The 17493-nt window shown below is 30.1% G+C and carries 13 protein-coding genes; 7 read left to right on the top strand and 6 right to left on the bottom strand.

Going from position 1 to position 17493, the window contains the following annotated elements; all coding sequences use genetic code 11:
- Positions 1 to 5: 5 nt before the first annotated feature.
- The 3 genes from IFB02_RS03680 to IFB02_RS03670 all read left to right on the top strand — a co-directional run bounded on the left by IFB02_RS03680 (position 6) and on the right by IFB02_RS03670 (position 3733).
- Positions 6 to 185, top strand: a complete 180-nt coding sequence (locus tag IFB02_RS03680; protein WP_106686862.1) for a hypothetical protein — start codon at positions 6 to 8, stop codon at positions 183 to 185.
- Positions 185 to 1474: a hemolysin family protein gene (locus IFB02_RS03675; protein WP_191073058.1), complete on the top strand. Its 1290-nt coding sequence runs from the start codon at positions 185 to 187 to the stop codon at positions 1472 to 1474. The genes IFB02_RS03680 and IFB02_RS03675 overlap by 1 nt, the downstream gene beginning before the upstream one ends.
- Positions 1475 to 1606: 132 nt before the next feature.
- Positions 1607 to 3733, top strand: coding sequence for a peptidylprolyl isomerase (locus IFB02_RS03670; protein WP_191073057.1), 2127 nt, complete (start codon positions 1607 to 1609; stop codon positions 3731 to 3733).
- Between the two features lie 96 nt (positions 3734 to 3829).
- Here IFB02_RS03670 and IFB02_RS03665 read toward each other — a convergent pair whose 3' ends face one another.
- The gene (locus IFB02_RS03665; RefSeq protein ID WP_191073056.1) at positions 3830 to 4738 is read right to left on the bottom strand and encodes a GYDIA family GHMP kinase; all 909 of its coding nucleotides are present in this window, start codon (positions 4736 to 4738) and stop codon (positions 3830 to 3832) included.
- Positions 4739 to 6037 (bottom strand): hydroxymethylglutaryl-CoA reductase, degradative, encoded by a 1299-nt coding sequence (locus tag IFB02_RS03660; RefSeq protein WP_106686866.1) that lies wholly within the window; start codon positions 6035 to 6037, stop codon positions 4739 to 4741.
- Positions 6038 to 6187: 150 nt separating this feature from the next.
- Here IFB02_RS03660 and IFB02_RS03655 point away from each other — a divergent pair, with 150 nt between their 5' ends.
- The 3 genes from IFB02_RS03655 to IFB02_RS03645 all read left to right on the top strand — a co-directional run bounded on the left by IFB02_RS03655 (position 6188) and on the right by IFB02_RS03645 (position 10636).
- The gene (locus tag IFB02_RS03655; protein WP_106686867.1) at positions 6188 to 8374 is read left to right on the top strand and encodes a S9 family peptidase; all 2187 of its coding nucleotides are present in this window, start codon (positions 6188 to 6190) and stop codon (positions 8372 to 8374) included.
- A gap of 21 nt (positions 8375 to 8395) precedes the next feature.
- Positions 8396 to 9991, top strand: coding sequence for a peptide MFS transporter (locus tag IFB02_RS03650; RefSeq protein ID WP_106686868.1), 1596 nt, complete (start codon positions 8396 to 8398; stop codon positions 9989 to 9991).
- Positions 9992 to 10096: 105 nt separating this feature from the next.
- Positions 10097 to 10636 (top strand): thioredoxin family protein, encoded by a 540-nt coding sequence (locus tag IFB02_RS03645; protein WP_106686869.1) that lies wholly within the window; start codon positions 10097 to 10099, stop codon positions 10634 to 10636.
- A gap of 7 nt (positions 10637 to 10643) precedes the next feature.
- Here the strand turns inward: IFB02_RS03645 and IFB02_RS03640 are convergent, their stop codons facing one another.
- The 4 genes from IFB02_RS03640 to surE form a co-directional block, all read right to left on the bottom strand.
- Entirely contained in the window at positions 10644 to 12668 is a 2025-nt protein-coding gene (locus IFB02_RS03640) for a ComEC/Rec2 family competence protein (protein ID WP_106686870.1), read from the bottom strand.
- 61 nt (positions 12669 to 12729) lie between these two features.
- Complete coding sequence (locus IFB02_RS03635; RefSeq protein ID WP_106686871.1) at positions 12730 to 13287, bottom strand: C40 family peptidase; 558 nt, start codon at positions 13285 to 13287, stop codon at positions 12730 to 12732.
- Between the two features lie 7 nt (positions 13288 to 13294).
- Positions 13295 to 14410, bottom strand: coding sequence for a lipid-A-disaccharide synthase (lpxB, locus tag IFB02_RS03630; RefSeq protein ID WP_106686872.1), 1116 nt, complete (start codon positions 14408 to 14410; stop codon positions 13295 to 13297).
- An 11-nt stretch (positions 14411 to 14421) separates the two neighbouring features.
- Positions 14422 to 15201, bottom strand: coding sequence for a 5'/3'-nucleotidase SurE (surE, locus tag IFB02_RS03625; RefSeq protein WP_106686873.1), 780 nt, complete (start codon positions 15199 to 15201; stop codon positions 14422 to 14424).
- A 154-nt stretch (positions 15202 to 15355) separates the two neighbouring features.
- Between surE and IFB02_RS03620 the strand changes: the two genes are divergently transcribed.
- Positions 15356 to 17491 (top strand): carboxy terminal-processing peptidase, encoded by a 2136-nt coding sequence (locus tag IFB02_RS03620; RefSeq protein WP_106687040.1) that lies wholly within the window; start codon positions 15356 to 15358, stop codon positions 17489 to 17491.
- The last annotated feature ends 2 nt before the right edge of the window (positions 17492 to 17493 follow it).

Here is a 17493-nt window from a genome sequence, read left to right as displayed (position 1 = left end):
GTTAGATGAAATTATTTAAAATATTTCAGTTTGCCTATCTTGTATTCGCATTGTTATTTCTGTACGATGCGATAACAAATTGGGGAGAATCTCGTGCTTATGCCTCTTTGTTATTAGGTGTATTAGCTGTTTTTATGTTTTTCTTCAGAAGAAAATTTAATAACAAATTTGATAAAAACAGATAATGGTTACGTCAATAATAATAATTATTTGTTCGTTACTGCTATCTGCATTTTTCTCGGGTATGGAAATTGCCTATGTGTCCTCTAATAAGATACATATAGAAATAGAAAAAAAACAAGACGGTTTTTTAGCCAATATACTCACTAAAATAACTGCAAAACCATCAAAATTTATAGCCACAATGTTAATTGGTAACAATATAGCATTGGTGATTTATGGTTTGCGTATGGGGGAATTATGGGATGAATGGTTGAAAAGTTCTATTTCGATAGATAATCCTTTTGTAACTTACATGCTTACAGATCTAGAGCTATTAACCCAAACCATAATTTCAACATTAATAATATTATTTACTGCCGAATTTTTACCAAAAGTTTTCTTTCAGATTTACGCAAATTCATTGCTAAAAATATTAGCCTTTCCGGCTTATTTGTTCTATTTACTATTCACATTTATATCAGATTTTGTTATTTGGATTAGTGATGTAGTATTAAAAAAGTTTTTTAAAACAGAAGGCGATCAAGTACAATTAGCCTTTACAAAAGTAGAGTTAGGAAACTATATTAGTGAGCAAATGGAAAGTGTAGAAGAGCATGAAGATATAGATACCGAAATCCAGATTTTTCAAAACGCTTTAGAGTTTTCAGAAGTAAAAGCAAGAGAAGTCATGGTGCCACGTACAGAGATTACTGCACTAGAGTTACACGATTCTGTAGACGATTTAAGTAAATTGTTTACAGAAACAGGCTATTCTAAAATATTAATTTATAAAGAAACTATAGACGAAATTTTAGGTTACGTTCATTCTTTCGACTTGTTTAAAAAACCAAAAAATATAGGCTCTATGATTATGCCAGTAGAGTTGGTTCCAGAAACTATGCTAATTAAAGACATACTAAATGTACTAATAAAAAAACGAAAAAGTATTGCTGTTGTAGTAGATGAATATGGAGGAACATCTGGAATAATGACTGTAGAAGACATAGTTGAAGAGTTATTTGGAGAAATCGAAGATGAGCACGATAGTGTAGATTTAATAGAAGAACAAAAAGATAGCGACAACTATATTTTTTCTGCAAGATTAGAAGTAGACTATATAAATGAAACTTACAAAATAGATTTACCTGAAGGCGAAAACTACGAAACTTTAGGTGGTTTAATTGTAGATTTTACAGAAGAAATTCCGCAACAAGACGAGATTGTAACCATAGACAGTTTTGAATTTAAAATCTTAGAAGCTTCTAATACAAAAATAGATTTAGTCGCCTTAAAAATTAAAGACCAAGACTAGCCTTAATTCCTTTTAAATCAGACAAAATAATATAAGTTCTAATTATTAAGGATTTATTATAAAAAGTACTTTTATTATTGAATAGAAAATGGTATTTTCGCCCACTATATTTCATAAAATTTATCATAAAAAATGGCAATTTTAAATAAAATAAGACAAAAGACAGTAGTATTAATATTAGTTATTGCGCTGGCTTTATTCGCATTTATCTTATCAAGTTTATTTGATAACAAAGACGTTTTATTCGGTAAATCACCAGACGTTGTTGCAACTATTAACGGTAAAGACATAAGCAGAGTAGAGTTTATGACACTTGTAGAGCAACAACAACAGCAAATGGGACCAAATGCAACTTCTTCTCAAGTTATGAATCGTGTTTTTGATGCAAAAGTAAGAGAAGCAGTAATGGAAGGACAATTTGATAAATTAGGATTATCTATAGAGACAGACCAGATGAGAGACATTTTAAAAAATGCACTTTCTACTAGTCCAGAATTTTTAAACGAAGCTGGCGTTTTTGACGAGTCTAAATTAAAAGTTTACATAGATAATTTAAAATCTACATCTTCTCAAGCTTACCAAAACTGGGTAAATTACGAACAACAATTAGCTGTTGGTGCTTTACAATCAGACTACTTTAATATGGTAAAAGCTGGTGCAACTGCTACGTTAGCAGAAGGCGAATTAGAGCATAAATTAGAAAATGATAAAGTAGATATTAAGTATGTACAAGTACCATTTAGCTCTATTGCAGATAGTACAATTACAGTGTCTAAATCAGAAATTAAAGACTATATTTCTAAAAACAAACAGTCTTATCAAACAGAAGCTAGTAGAAGTTTTCAATATGTGTTTTTTAAAGAAGTAGCTTCTGCAGAAGACGAAACGAAAATTCAAGAAGACTTAAAGAAGTTAATCAATGATAATGAAGTTTATGATGAAACTGCTGAAAACAAAAAACGTACAGAAATTGGTTTTAAAAACACAACAGATGTAGCAGATTTTGTAAACGCTAATTCTGATGATATTAAATTTAACGACAGATTTTTAAAGAAGTCTGCATTACCAGAAACATTAGCAGATACGATTTTTAACAAAGAAATTGGATTTATTTATGGACCTTACAAAGAAGGTAACTACTATAAATTATCTAAGTTAGTTGGAAGAACAACGTTACCAGATTCTGCAAAAACTAGACACATTTTAATACCATTTGTAGGTGCAGCAAGAGCACCAGAAGATGCAAGAACAAAAGAAGAAGCTGTTGCATTTGCAGATAGCTTATTAGCAGTGTTAAAATCTGATAAATCAAAATTCTCTCAGTTTGTTACAGATTATTCTTCAGATCAAGGAAGTGTAGAAAACGAAGGAAGATACGATTGGTTTGCTTATGATAGAATGGTTCCAGAATTTAGAGACTTTGCTTTTGAAGGTAAAACTGGAGATTTAGGAGTTGTAGAAACCACTTATGGTTTACATATCATGGAAGTAGAAGGTCAAAAAGGATCTTCAGATATGGTAAAAGTAGCAACAATAGCTAGAAAAATTGAACCTTCTGAAGAAACTAATGATAAGATTTTTAGAGACGCTTCTACTTTTGAAGTAGCTTTAGAAAACCAAAACTTTGCAGAAGTAGCAAAAGCATCTAATTACGATGTGCGTCCTATGACAGCAAAAGAATTAGACGAAAGTATACCAGGAATTGGTAATCAAAGACAAATTGTAAGATGGGCTTTTGAAGAAGGTACAGATGTTGGAGATTACAAACGTTTTCCTGTTTCTGGAGGTATAGTTATAGCGCAATTAACATCTAAATCTGAAGCAGGTTTAATGAGTGTTGAAGATGCTTCTGTAACAGCATTACCAGAAATTAGAAAAAACAAAAAAGCAAAAATGATAATGGATCGTGTTAATGCATCTACATTAGAGGATTTTGCTAAATCTGAAAACCAAAATGTAAGATCGTCTTCAGCGATTAATATGAAAAACCCAACAATTGCTGGAGCAGGTAAAGAGCCAATGGTTGTAGGTACTGCATTTGGATTAGAAGAAGGACAAACTTCTGGATTAATTAAAGGTAATACAGGTGTATTTATGGTTCAAACTACTAAAAAGACACCAGCTGTAGAATTAGAAAACTACCAGCCTTTTGCTAATCAAGTAAGTACTCAAAAGTTAACTTCTGTACAAAGTAGATTATACAATGCTTTAAAAGACACTGCAGAAATTGAAGATAACCGTGCTAAAACAGTTCAGTAATTATCTTTAAATAATAAAATAAAAAAGCCTCTTGAAAAACAAGAGGCTTTTTTTATTTTATAAAGGTTATAGAAAATTTATAATAAGGAGAATTGTTTATATAATCATATCCTTATAAGCTATGATAGTACTTAACCCTTTACTGTTAAAATAATCTGTAGGATTTGACTTTGATGCAACTAATATAAAATCTCCGCCCCAAGCGCCAAGACTTTTGATGCTACCTTTAAAGTCTTTAAAAAATTGGTCTTTTTTTGGAGTTTGGTTAGTGACTTTAGCTATTAATTGCTCATGTGCTGTTAGTAGTGATTCAAAATTGTCTAAAGTTTCACAATTAATAATTTGATTGGTAATATGATTAATACCGATTATAGTTTCGTCTAAATTCGTTCTATTAGCTTTGTAATGCGCAATACCATCTCGGCTATTTTGTTTCTTATTTAAATAAACAAAATATAAGTTGTCTTTAAAACTTGGATTAAAGTTTACGGTTTTAATAAGTCTTTGTTTATCAGTTAATTGGTAGGTTAATGGATTATCATGTTGTGCGCAGGCAATATCGTAACCACTTCCGCCAAAAGTTAATTCTAATAATTTGTAAGCATCTACTTTTGCCCAATTCGCAATATTATTTATTAAAGTAGAAGATGTGCCTAAGCCCCAATTTTTAGGGAATTCTAGTCTTGTAGAAATTGTATAACCTGTAGTTTTTAAAAATGAAGGATTCAGTTGTTTTACAGCTTCAAAAATTTGTAGCAATCTATCAGATACTTCTGGATTTGAAGTTTTTTCAACTAAAAAACTTTCATTATCAACAAAAAAAGTAGCATTAAACCAGGATTTGTTGTCATGGTCAAAGCTTTCCCAGATAATACTATTACGTTCTGTTTTTTCCACTTTAAGTGATTGACCAAAAGTGGTAGGAATAGCTAGCGCTTTTGCGCCATCTAAGACAACGTATTCTGCTGTTAGCAATAGTTTACCATGACTATTATAATTTTGCATTTATGCTCTTAGTTTTTCTATTTGTTCTACAACTGCACTGTGCGAAACGGTGTTTTGTTTAAAGTGATTAATTATAATTTCTTTTTCTTTTGTAGTCGCTTCATATTGATTTAAGATATTCATTAAATGCATTTTCATGTGTCCTTCTTGTATACCTGTAGTTGTTAAACTTCTTAACGCAGCAAAGTTTTGAGCTAATCCAGCAACAGCAACAATTTGCATAAGTTCTTTTGCAGTAGGATTATCCAATTGTTTAAGTGCCAATTTTACTAAAGGATGTAAACTTGTTAATCCACCAACAGTTCCTAAAGCTAAAGGAATTTCAATCCAAAAGCTAAATATTCCATTTTCTATTTTAGCATGTGTTAAACTAGAGTATTTACCATCTTTTGATGCATATGCATGCACACCAGCTTCTACAGCTCTAAAATCGTTACCAGTAGCTAAAATTACTGCATCTATACCGTTCATCACACCTTTGTTGTGTGTGACAGCTCTGTAAGGTTCGATTTCGGCAATTTTTACGGCTTGTACAAACTTTTCGGCAAACGTATTTGGGTTAATATCTTTTTCGGCTAATTCTTCAACTTTACAGCTTACTTCGGCTCTAACTAAACATTCTGGAACGTAGTTAGACAGTATGCTCATAATAATTTCAACAGGTACTAATTGTTGCTTTTCAGCTTCAGCTTTAAAAGTTTTTGCAAATTGTTCTAAACAAGAATTTATAAAATTTGCTCCCATTGCGTCTAAAGTTTCAAAAGTAGCGTGCAATTGGTAGTAATGATCTAAATCTACTGTTTTGTCTATTAATTTAATGTCTAAAATTCCTCCGCCACGCTTTTCCATGTTTTTAGTTATTGGTTTAGCGTCTTGGATTAGCTTAGGTTTTATGTGATCAAAAAAAGAAAAAAGCTGGTCTTTTTCGCCTTCAAACATAAAATGTACTTGACCAATTTTTGTAGTACTAATAACTTGGGTTTTAAATCCACCACGAGATTGCCAGAACTTGGCAGCTTTACTAGCAGCAGCTACTACCGAGCTTTCTTCAATAGTCATAGGAATTGTGTAAACTTTGTCGTTTATAACAAAGTTTGGAGCAACGCCAAATGGTAAATAATAATTAGTGATTGTATTTTCTATAAACTCGTCGTGTAATTGCTGAAGTTTTTCATCTTCATTCCAATACTGAGTTAGAGTTTGTTTTGCGTTTGTTGCATTAGAAAAATGATTGTTTACTAACCAATCTACCTTTTGTTCTTTAGATAATTTTGAAAATCCAGAAACAATTGTTGCCATCTATAACTTATTTTAAGAACTGCAAAGATAAGATTAAGCTTTTAAATTTATTAGCTATTTTAAATTATGCCTATTTAACTGTTAATATTTACGGTTTTTTGGCTATTTTTTAGTAAACTTGACATCCTATTATTAAATATTTAATTTTAAATGAAATTACTTAGAATTTTATCCCTATTTACGGTTTTAATAACTTCAACTTTAACCGCTCAAAACAAGCAAATTACATTAGAAGAAATTTGGAACGGAACTTTTAGAACCGATGGGTTACAAGCATTACACTCTTTAAACAACGGTAAACAATATTCTGTATTAAATTTTGACAGAGCAAACCGCGCAACTACCATAGATATATTTGATTATAAAACATTAGAGAAAACAAAAACTTTAGTTAGCTCGGCAGATATAGAACAAATTCCCTATTTTACAGATTACACGTTTAGTAAGGACGAATCTCAAGTTTTATTAGCTACAGAAGAAGAAGCTATTTTTAGAAGATCTTCTTTAGGAAAATACTATGTGTTTAATACAAAAACAGGAGAAACAACTTTAGTGACAGAAGATAAAATTCAAGAACCAACATTTTCTCCAGATGGAACCAAAATAGCATTTGGATTAAATAATAATCTATTTGTAAAAGATTTAAACTCTGGAAAAATTAGCCAGATTACAACAGATGGTGTTAAAAATAAAATTATAAACGGAATTACAGATTGGGTATACGAAGAAGAGTTTAGTTTTGTTCGTGCTTTTGATTGGAATGCAGATAGCAACAAAATTGCATTTATTAAATTTGATGAGACGGATGTTCCAGAATTTTCTATGGATGTTTATGGTCAAGATTTATATCAAACACAAACAGTTTTTAAATACCCAAAAGCAGGTGAGAAAAACTCTAAAGTATCATTACACATTTACGATTTAAAAACAAATTCTGCAGAAGTTGTAAAAGTGTCTAAAAACTATGAAGATTTTTATATTCCAAGAATTAAATGGACCAATGATCCAGATGTTCTAAGTGCTCAATTTATGAATCGTCATCAAAACCAATTAGATCTTTGGTTTGTAAATGCTAGCACAAAAGAAGCAAATATTGTTGTTGCAGAAAATGATAAAGCTTACATAGATGTTACTTTTGATCTTACCTTTTTAGACGATGATAGTTTTATTTGGACTAGCGAAAAAGATGGTTATAACCACATTTATCACTACGACAAAAACGGAAAGTTAATTAATCAAGTTACTAAAGGAAATTGGGAAGTAACTAGCTACTATGGTTACGATGAAAAAACCGATAGAATTTTTTACCAATCTGTAGAAAACGGAAGTATTAACCGAGATGTTTATGCTATAAAATTAAACGGAACTAAAAAGCAAAGATTAACAGATAAAACAGGAACAAACAATGCAGATTTTAGTGCAGATTTCACCTTTTTTATAAATACTTATTCAAGCTCTGACACACCATATCTTTATACTTTAAATGAATCTAAAAAAGGAGAAACTTTAAAGGTTATTAAAGATAATAAGGATTTAAAAGAGCAACTTAAAGATTATCAAATTTCAAAAAAAGAATTTTCTACTATTAATGTAAATGGTAACGATTTAAATATGTGGATGATCAAACCAGCAAATTTTGATAGTTCTAAAACTTATCCACTATTTATGTTCCAATATTCTGGACCAGGATCTCAACAAGTTGCTAATCGTTGGAATAGTGCAAACGATTATTGGTATCAAATGTTAGCACAGCAAGGATATATAGTTGCTTGTGTAGACGGAAGAGGAACAGGATTAAAAGGTGCTGACTTTAAAAAAGTTACTCAAAAAGAATTAGGAAAATATGAAGTTGAAGATCAAATAGAAGCTGCAAAATTACTAGGACAAAGAAACTACATAGATGCATCTAGAATAGGAATTTGGGGTTGGTCTTATGGCGGATTTATGTCAAGTAATGCATTGTTAAAAGGTAACGATGTGTTTAAAATGGCAATAGCAGTAGCGCCAGTTACAAGTTGGAGATTTTACGATTCTATTTATACAGAGCGTTACATGACAACACCTCAAGAAAACCCAACAGGATATGATGATAATTCGCCAATTAATCATGTAGAAAAATTAAAAGGAGATTATTTGTTAATCCATGGTACAGGAGATGACAATGTGCATGTACAAAATACAATGAGAATGGTAGAAGCTTTAGTACAAGCAAACAAGCAATTTGAATGGATGATTTATCCAGATAAAAATCACGGTATTTATGGAGGTAACACAAGACTTCATTTATATACAAAAATGACTAATTTTATAAATCGTACATTAGGCGATAAACTATAAAAACTAACTAAATTATATATTATGGAATTTAAATTTGGAGGTTCAGAAACCAATCAAAAGACCGTATTAGGTCATCCGTCAGGATTATTTGTGCTGTTTTTTACAGAAATGTGGGAACGCTTTTCTTATTACGGTATGCGTGCGCTTTTAGTATTATTTTTAATTTCCGCTTTATCTGATGGCGGATGGGGCTGGGAAAGAGCAGATGCAACTCTATTATATGGTTGGTATACTGGTTTAGTTTATATTACTCCAATTATTGGTGGCTATATTGCAGATAAGTTTACTGGTTACAGAAATGCAATTGTTATAGGAGCCTTTTTAATGACTTTAGGACATGCTAGTATGGCATTAGAAGGATTTACTAGTTCGTTTTTTTATCTAGGTTTATTTTTATTAATAATTGGTAATGGAATGTTTAAACCAAATATTTCTTCTATTGTTGGACAGTTGTATAAATCACAAGGGAAAGAGAAAGATGCTGGATATACTATATTTTATATGGGTATAAATGCAGGTGCGTTTTTAGGGATTTTACTTTGTGGATATATAGGAGAATCTCCTGATTGGGGCTGGCATTATGGTTTTGGACTTGCTGGTATTTTCATGTTTTTTGGTATGTTACAATTTTATTATGCTCAAAAAATATTTGGTAAGATAGGTTTGGCACCAAATAAAGTAGGAGACCTTGATGATACTGTAGAAAACAGCATAGAAAAAATTGGTGATGATATCGAAGAAGTAGTTGAAGATGCTAATAACTCTAAAGTTGTTAAAGACAGATTAATTGTAATTGGTGTATTTGCATTCTTTACTATATTTTTTTGGTGGGCATTTGAACAAGCAGGTAGTTCTATGACAATTTTTGCTAATGACTATACAGATAGATCACTTGAAGGTAGTGGAGCGTTAACATTTAAAATTATCAATACTATTTTAACTGTTGGCCCAATGCTAATTATTACTTATGTTTTATCTATGCTATTTAAGCAAACATTTGGTAAATATTCTCTTTCTAATATACTTTTAGCGTTTAGTTTTTTAATTATTTGGATTATTGTAATTTATATGCTTTACAAGCAATTTAATGATCCTGCTCCAGAAGTTCCTGCTTCTTGGTATGGGATTTTAAATTCCTTTTTTATAATTGCATTTGCTCCATTATTTTCTAAAATTTGGGAAAGTAAATACAATCCTTCTGGACCAATAAAGTTTGCTATAGGTTTAATATTATTAGGTATAGGATTTGGAATTCTTGCTTACGGATCGACAGGAATTCCGTTAGGAGCTAAGACAGCATCAGTTAGTATGGTTTTCTTAATATTAGCTTATTTATTTCATACATTAGGAGAGTTATGCGTTTCTCCAGTGGGATTATCTTATGTAAGTAAGTTAGCACCTTTAAAACTGGTTGGAATGATGTTTGGTATTTGGTTTGTTGCTAATTTTATTGCTAATTTAACCGCTGGTTGGACAGCTAGTTATTTAGATCCAATTGTAGAAGAATATGGGATGTCAAACTTTTTCTTAATTTTTACAGCAATTCCAATTTTAGCTGGAATAATAATGATGTTACTAAATTCTACATTAATTAAAAAAATGCACGGAGTTAAATAACTAATCGCATATTATTATAAAATAAAAGCGTCTCAATTTAGAGGCGCTTTTATTTTTTGTAAATTTGGTATGTCTTTTGCGACTAGAATTATAAATTTTTATTAAATGAAAAATATACTTACCGTTTTAATTTTTATTCTTAGCTATAATGGGATAGCTCAAGAAATAAACTGGATATCTTTAGATAAAGCTTTAGAATTACAAAAAACAACACCAAAAAAGATTTTTATTGACGCTTATACGGTTTGGTGTGGACCATGTAAAATGTTAGATCGTAACACCTTTAAAAATAAAGATGTTGTTGATTATATTAATAAAAATTACTACGCTGTAAAGTTTAACGCGCAAGGAGATGAAGAGGTAACTTATAAAGGGAAAACTTATACTAATCCTGGATATAATCCTGCAAAAGCAAAAACTAGAAATTCAAATCATCAATTATCAAATGCTTTAGGTATTAGAGCATTTCCTACATTAGTTTTTCTAGATGAAGACGCTAATTTATTAGCGCCAATAGTAGGTTATAAAGACGCAAAAGGATTAGAAATGTATTTAAAGTTATTTGCGCAAAACGATCATTTAGATATGAAAACTCAAGAAGATTTTGATACTTATGCTAAAAATTTCAAAGCAGAATTCAATTAAAATCCAATTAGTTAAATAGATATGCTCCCATTTTATCGGTTCGATAAAATGGGATTTTTTTTATCTCACAAGTAGTTTCCCATCTCTTTAAATAAGATTTATAATTACTACCATCAGCAATAATAAGTTTTGGTTTTATACTGTCTATTAATCTTTTCAAATTTACTTTTGGTGATTGTGTTAATAAGACAATATCAGGCTTTAATTCTTTTACATTATAAACGCCTAAACTATCAATTAAAAGTAAGGTTTGATCTTTAATACTATAAACAGATTGTAAGGGATAAGAAGCTTTTATAGATACATTATTTTTCACACTATAACTTCTAATTATTATGTTAGTTTTTGCGTCTTTTAAATTTGAATAAACCGATAAATCTCCGCCATTAATTTCACCAATTAAAGTGAATTTATTTTTATGAAACACATAAAATTTATCATCCTGCTTAACTCTATAATCAATAATGTAATTCATTTGAAATCCAATACATATTAATCCAATTCCTATAACCCAAACCAATTGCTTAGTGGTGATAAGTTTATAACAGAAAAAAAGAAGTATGTAACTTAATAGCACCTGAAAGCTATTAAACGAAATATCTTGAAAAAGAAATTGTTCTTGGCTAGAAATCCACTTAAAAAATAAGTTCATTAAATGTATAATAGAACCATAAATTTCAGCTAAAAAATGAGGTAAGATGTTAATTAATGCTAGAAAAATTATTAAAATACCTAAACCTAAAATTATGCCTAAAAGCGGAATTACAACTAGGTTTGATAACCAAAATAAACTTGGAAATTGATGGAAGTAGTATAAACTAATTGGGATTATTCCAAATTGTGCAGATACAGTAACGGTTAGTGTTTTCCATAATATATCTAGTAGTTTATATTTAAATGATAAAAGCGGTTCAATTAAAGGTTGTATACTAACAATAGAAAATACTGCGGCGTAACTAAGCTGAAATCCTACGTCAAAAAGAAAGTTAGGTTTAAATAGTAGAAGTATAAATATAGAAATTCCTAAAGTGTTGTAAATATTTGTACTTCGTTTTAAGTTTAATCCAATAGCTACAATACTAAACATGGTTGTTGCTCTAATAATAGAGGCAGATCCGCCAGCAATTAAAGCATATAACCAAAGCAGAATAAATATTAAAGCTGTTTTAAGATATAAACCATGTTTAAAACGCTCTAAAGGTTTTAATAAGAGGTTTAGAATTAGTAGAATAATACCAACATGTAAACCAGAAACCGCTAATATGTGTATCGCGCCTGCATTTGTGTAATTATCGTAAACGTCTTTTGTAATATATTGTCTTTGACCAAGAAGTAAGGCGTTAATAATAGATAATTCGTCTTTAGAAAAATTATATTCTTTAAGTTTCCTATTAATTAAATGTCTAAAATTAAAAGCTATACCTTTTAAAGTATACGTTTTAGTTTCTAATTGAATAATATGTGATTTAGAGACATAAAACTGATAGTGAACATTTTGATTTTTTAAGTAGTCTTTATAACTAAATTGATCAGGATTTAAAGGTGCTTTTATTTCTTCTAGGTTAGTTTTTGTTAAGTAAATATGGTCAATAGAAAATGGGTTAAGAACAGAATCTAACTTAATATTAAGTAATGCTTTTCCTGTTGTACTATTATTATCAATGCTTAAAATATCTACGTAATACCTTTCGTTAAACGCGTTAGGTTTTAAATAGGTATTAATTTTAAAAGTAACAGTGTTGGAAGCGTTTGGTCTTAATTTTTTAGAAAAATCACTAGATTTTAAACTGTTATTCTGTGCAGTAAATGTGAAAATTCCTAAACAAATTGTGGTTAAGTACGTAGCAAAATCAAACCAAAATGTATTTCTGAATTTAGTTTTAAAAATGAAATACGTTACAGTAAGTAATGCAAAACTAAATAGAAATAAACAGCAAGATTGAAGTATTGTAAGATGTAAAAATTTAGATAGAATAATTCCTGCAATTAATGCAATGCTTAATCGTATTATGCTGAAATTTAGAAGCTTCACTCTTCTAATATATAAAAAAACGAATATTTATTCTATTTTTTAGTAAGAAAAAAACTACTATTTAGAATACACGACGAGCTTGAACAAAAGCAAAATACCAGTATTTTTCAGATAATAAAGATTTAATAACACCTTTGCTTGTGCTAGAATGTATAAATTCTACTCGACCTAACCTAGAAGATGTTACTAATCCAACATGATTGACTTTGCGACTATTTTTTTTGGTTGCAAAAAAAAGCAAGTCACCTTCTTTAACGTCTTTTAAATCAATCCAATTACCATAAGTAGATAATTGTCCTGTTGTTCTTGGTAAGCTTATATTTTCTTCAGAGAATGCAGTGTAAAGTAATCCAGAACAATCCATACCTTTTTTAGTTGTACCTCCATATTTATATTTTACGCCTTTATAAGCTTCGGCATTAGAGATAATGTTACTTATTAAAGCACTACTATTGGTTTTACTGTGTCTAGGATAAGTTGTAACAGTCTTAGGTGTTTTAGTATTGCTCTTTACTGTTTTGGTTGTTTTAGTTCGTTTTTTAGTAACTACATGTCTTTTTTTGCTACTACCACAAGAAAACAGAAACAGAACAAGTAGGATAAGCGTTATTTTTTTCATCTAAAATTTAAGAATTTAGGGACTCAAATATAAGATTTGCTGTGTTTAAACTTGCGCCTTTTCCGCCTAATTTTTTTTCTAAATCATAGTAGTTGATAAAAAATTTAGTGCGTTCATACTCATCTAGAAGAAGATTTAATTCCGTTTTTAAACGTTTAGCGTTAAAGTCATTTTGTATTAATTCTGTGACTGCTTCTTTTTCTAAAATAAGATTTACTAAACTAATATAATCAAGGTTTACAACGCGTTTTCCTATTTGATAAGAGATCCAACTTCCTTTATAACACACAACTTGCGGTACTTTAAAAAGTGCAGTTTCTAGTGTTGCAGTACCAGATGTCACTAAAGCAGCAGTAGATAAACTTAGTAAATCGTAAGTACGATTACTTATAAAATGTACGTTTTTATTTTTAATAAAGGTTTTATAAAAGTCATAGTCTTGACTTGGTGCACCAGCAATAACAAATTGATAATCTTTAAAATCGTCTACAATACTAAGCATTACAGAAAGCATTTTTGTTATTTCTTGTTTTCTGCTACCAGGTAATAATGCAATGATAGGTTTGTCGCTTAAATTATGTGTTTTTCTAAATTCTATATCATCAATTTGAGTTCGGTTTGAAATAGCATCAATTAAAGGATGACCAACAAAATGAACAGGATAATTATGTTTCTTTTCGTAAAAATCTTTTTCGAAAGGAAGAATAACATACATCTGATCTACATCACGTTTTATAGCTTTTATTCTACCTTCTTTCCAAGCCCAAATTTGTGGCGAAATGTAATAATGAGTTTTAAATTGTTTCGCTTTGGCCCATTTAGCAATTCTTAGATTAAATCCTGGATAATCAATAAAAATAACAACATCTGGATTATAGTGTTCTATATCTTTTTTACAAAATGAAAGATTTTTGGTTATAGTGCGTAAATTCATTACAACCTCTATAAAACCCATAAAAGCAAGCTCTTTGTAATGTTTAACTAAGGTACCACCAACAGATTGCATTAAATCTCCGCCCCAAAATCTAAAGTCGGCATTAGTATCTACATGTTGTATAGCTTTCATTAAGTTAGACCCATGTAAATCACCAGACGCTTCTCCAGATATGATGTAATATTTCATGTTTAAATAGGTTAATTATCGTTTAATTGCCAAGAATTTAGTTGTTGCATATAGTGATGTGCAGTTAAATCAAACTGTACAGGAACAACAGAGATATAATCGTGTTCTAATGCCCAAATATCTGTATCTGTGCCATTATCGTAATTTACAAATTTACCAGTTAACCAATAGTAATCTTTACCATGTGGTGTTTTGCGTTTATCAAATTTTTCTTTCCAGTTAGCTCTTGCTTGTCTACAAACTTTTATGCCTTTAATATCTTTTTCTTTAAGGTCTGGAATATTAACATTTAATACTACACCTTCAGAAATGCCATGTTTTAAAGCATTTTTAGTAATCTGTTTTACATATTTTTTTGAAGCTTCAAAATCTGCATCCCAATTGTAGTTTAAGCTAGAAAACCCAATTGCAGGAATACCTTCTATACCAGCTTCTATAGCAGCACTCATAGTACCAGAATAAATAACGTTTATAGAGCTGTTAGAACCGTGATTTATACCAGATACACAAATATCAGGTCGTCTATCCAATACTTCGTTAATAGCAATTTTTACACAGTCTGCAGGCGTACCAGAACAGCTATATTTTACAGTTTTGTCACCTTTTTTAGATACTTTATCAAGATGTAACGTGTTATTAATGGTTATTGCGTGTCCCATGCCACTTTGTGGACTGTCAGGCGCAACAACAACTACATCTCCTAAAGACTCCATGACTTCAATTAGGGCTAAAATACCAGGAGCAGTAATTCCGTCATCATTAGTTACTAAAATTAGTGGTTTTTTACTCATAATTTAACTGTGTTTTACCTTATGCTAAAATACGTAAAAACTATCGTAACCGCCTAATTTATTCAGTTTAACAAAAAATTAGTTTAATTTGATTTTATTGGCATAGTTTTTTCTTTACTTTAGTAGAAATTTCCCAAAAATTTAAACGATGAAAATGAAAAGGAATTACAACATTTTACTACTAGTCTTATTGCTAGCATTTGGTTCTTGTAGTTTTACAACCAAAGTAGACGATAATCCAGATAAAGATAAATTACTAATACAAATAATAACGTTAGCACTAGATCAGCTTCATTTTGAGCCAAAAACAGTGGACGATAATTTTTCTAAAGAAGTTTTTGTAGATTATTTAGAGCAAGTAGACCCTTTAAAACGTTATTTTTTAAAGTCTGATATAGAAGATTTTAAAAAATACGAAACTCAAATAGACGATCAATTAAAAAATTACGACATCACTTTTTTTAATGAGGTTTATGAGCGTTTAATAAAACGTCAAGACGAAGCTAAAGCGTATTATCAAGAAATATTAGAAAAGCCTTTCGATTTTTCTAAAGATGAAACTTACGATGCGGATTATGAAAATCTACCATATGCAAAAAATAAAAAAGAATTAAAAGACCGTTGGAGACAACAGCTTAAATTTAATACACTGTCTAATTTTGAGGCATTAATGACTCAGCAAGAAGATGATAAAGCATCTAATAAAGAAGACCTTGAAATTAAAACACCTAAGCAATTAGAAGAAGATGCAAGAGCAGAAACTTTAAAAGCTTTAGATAATTATTTTACAGACTATATCAAAGATATGCAACGTAAGGATTGGTTTTCTATGTATGTTAATACTATTGTAGAAGAGTATGATCCGCATACATCTTACATGGCGCCTGTAGACAAAGATAGATTTGATCAACAAATGTCTGGTAAACTAGAAGGTATTGGAGCTAGGTTACAGAAAAAAATGGACTACATTAAGATTGTCGAGCTTATTTCTGGTGGACCAGCTTGGAGAGATGGACAAATAGAAGTTGGTGACTTAATTTTAAAAGTTCGTCAAGGTGATGAGAAAGAAGCTGTAAGCGTTGTAGGTATGCGAATTGATGATGCAATAAAGTTAATTAAAGGACCTAAAGGTACAGATGTTGTGCTTACAATGAAAAAAGTAGATGGTACTATAGAAGACATTAAAATTACTAGAGATCTTGTAGAATTAGAAGAAACTTACGCAAAATCTTCAATTGTAAAAAAAGATGAAAGAATGTACGGTGTAATCAATCTACCAAAATTTTATGTAGATTTTAATGATTATAAAGAGCGTAATGCAGCTTCAGATATCAAACTAGAGATAGAACGATTAAAAGAACAAGGTATAGAAGGACTAGTAATAGACTTGCGTAATAATGGTGGTGGATCTTTAAAAACTGTTGTTGATATGGCAGGATTATTTATCAAAGATGGTCCTATTGTACAGGTTAAAGAAACAGGATCACAAAAAGAAGTATTAAAAGATACAGATAAAAGCATAACTTGGGACGGACCTTTAGTAATAATGGTAAACGAGCTTTCTGCTTCTGCTTCAGAAATTTTAGCTGCTGCGATGCAAGATTATAAAAGAGCTATTATTATTGGTAGTAAGCAAACTTATGGTAAAGGTACTGTGCAAAATGTATTAGACCTTAACCGAATGGTTAGAAACAGTTCTCATGGAGATTTAGGAGCTTTAAAATTAACACGTCAAAAGTTTTATCGTATTAATGGTGGATCCACACAGTTAGAAGGTGTTAAAAGTGATATTGCGGTTCCGGATAGATATAGTTTTATAGATATAGGAGAACGTGATCAAGAAAACCCATTACCTTGGGATAAAATTACACCTGTTAATTATGAGGTTTGGGATAGTTATTTTGATTATGATACAACTATCCAAAATAGTAAAAACAGAATGTCTAATAACACGCAATTAAAGTTAATTGAACAAAGTGCTAAATGGGCAAAAACGCAAATGGAAGATAAAACTTACTCTTTAAACTATACTAAGTATAAAGCAGAGTTAGATTTAAATGAAGAGCAAGCAAAGCAATTTGATGCTATTTCAGATTACAAGACCAATTTAACTTTTAGTTCTTTACCATACGAGCAACAAATGTTTACTCAAGACACTGTTTTAAAGCAAAAAAGAGAAAGATGGCACGAAAATTTAAGTAAAGATGTATATGTAGAAGAAGCTTTAAACGTGTTAGACGATTTAAATAATACATATCGTATTAATAAAGTAGCTACAATAAAAGATTAAAA

Origin of the sequence: Mesoflavibacter profundi, assembly GCF_014764305.1 — a bacterium.
Classification (GTDB): Bacteria; Bacteroidota; Bacteroidia; order Flavobacteriales; family Flavobacteriaceae; genus Mesoflavibacter; species Mesoflavibacter profundi.
This window is presented reverse-complemented; position numbering and strand designations above follow the sequence as displayed.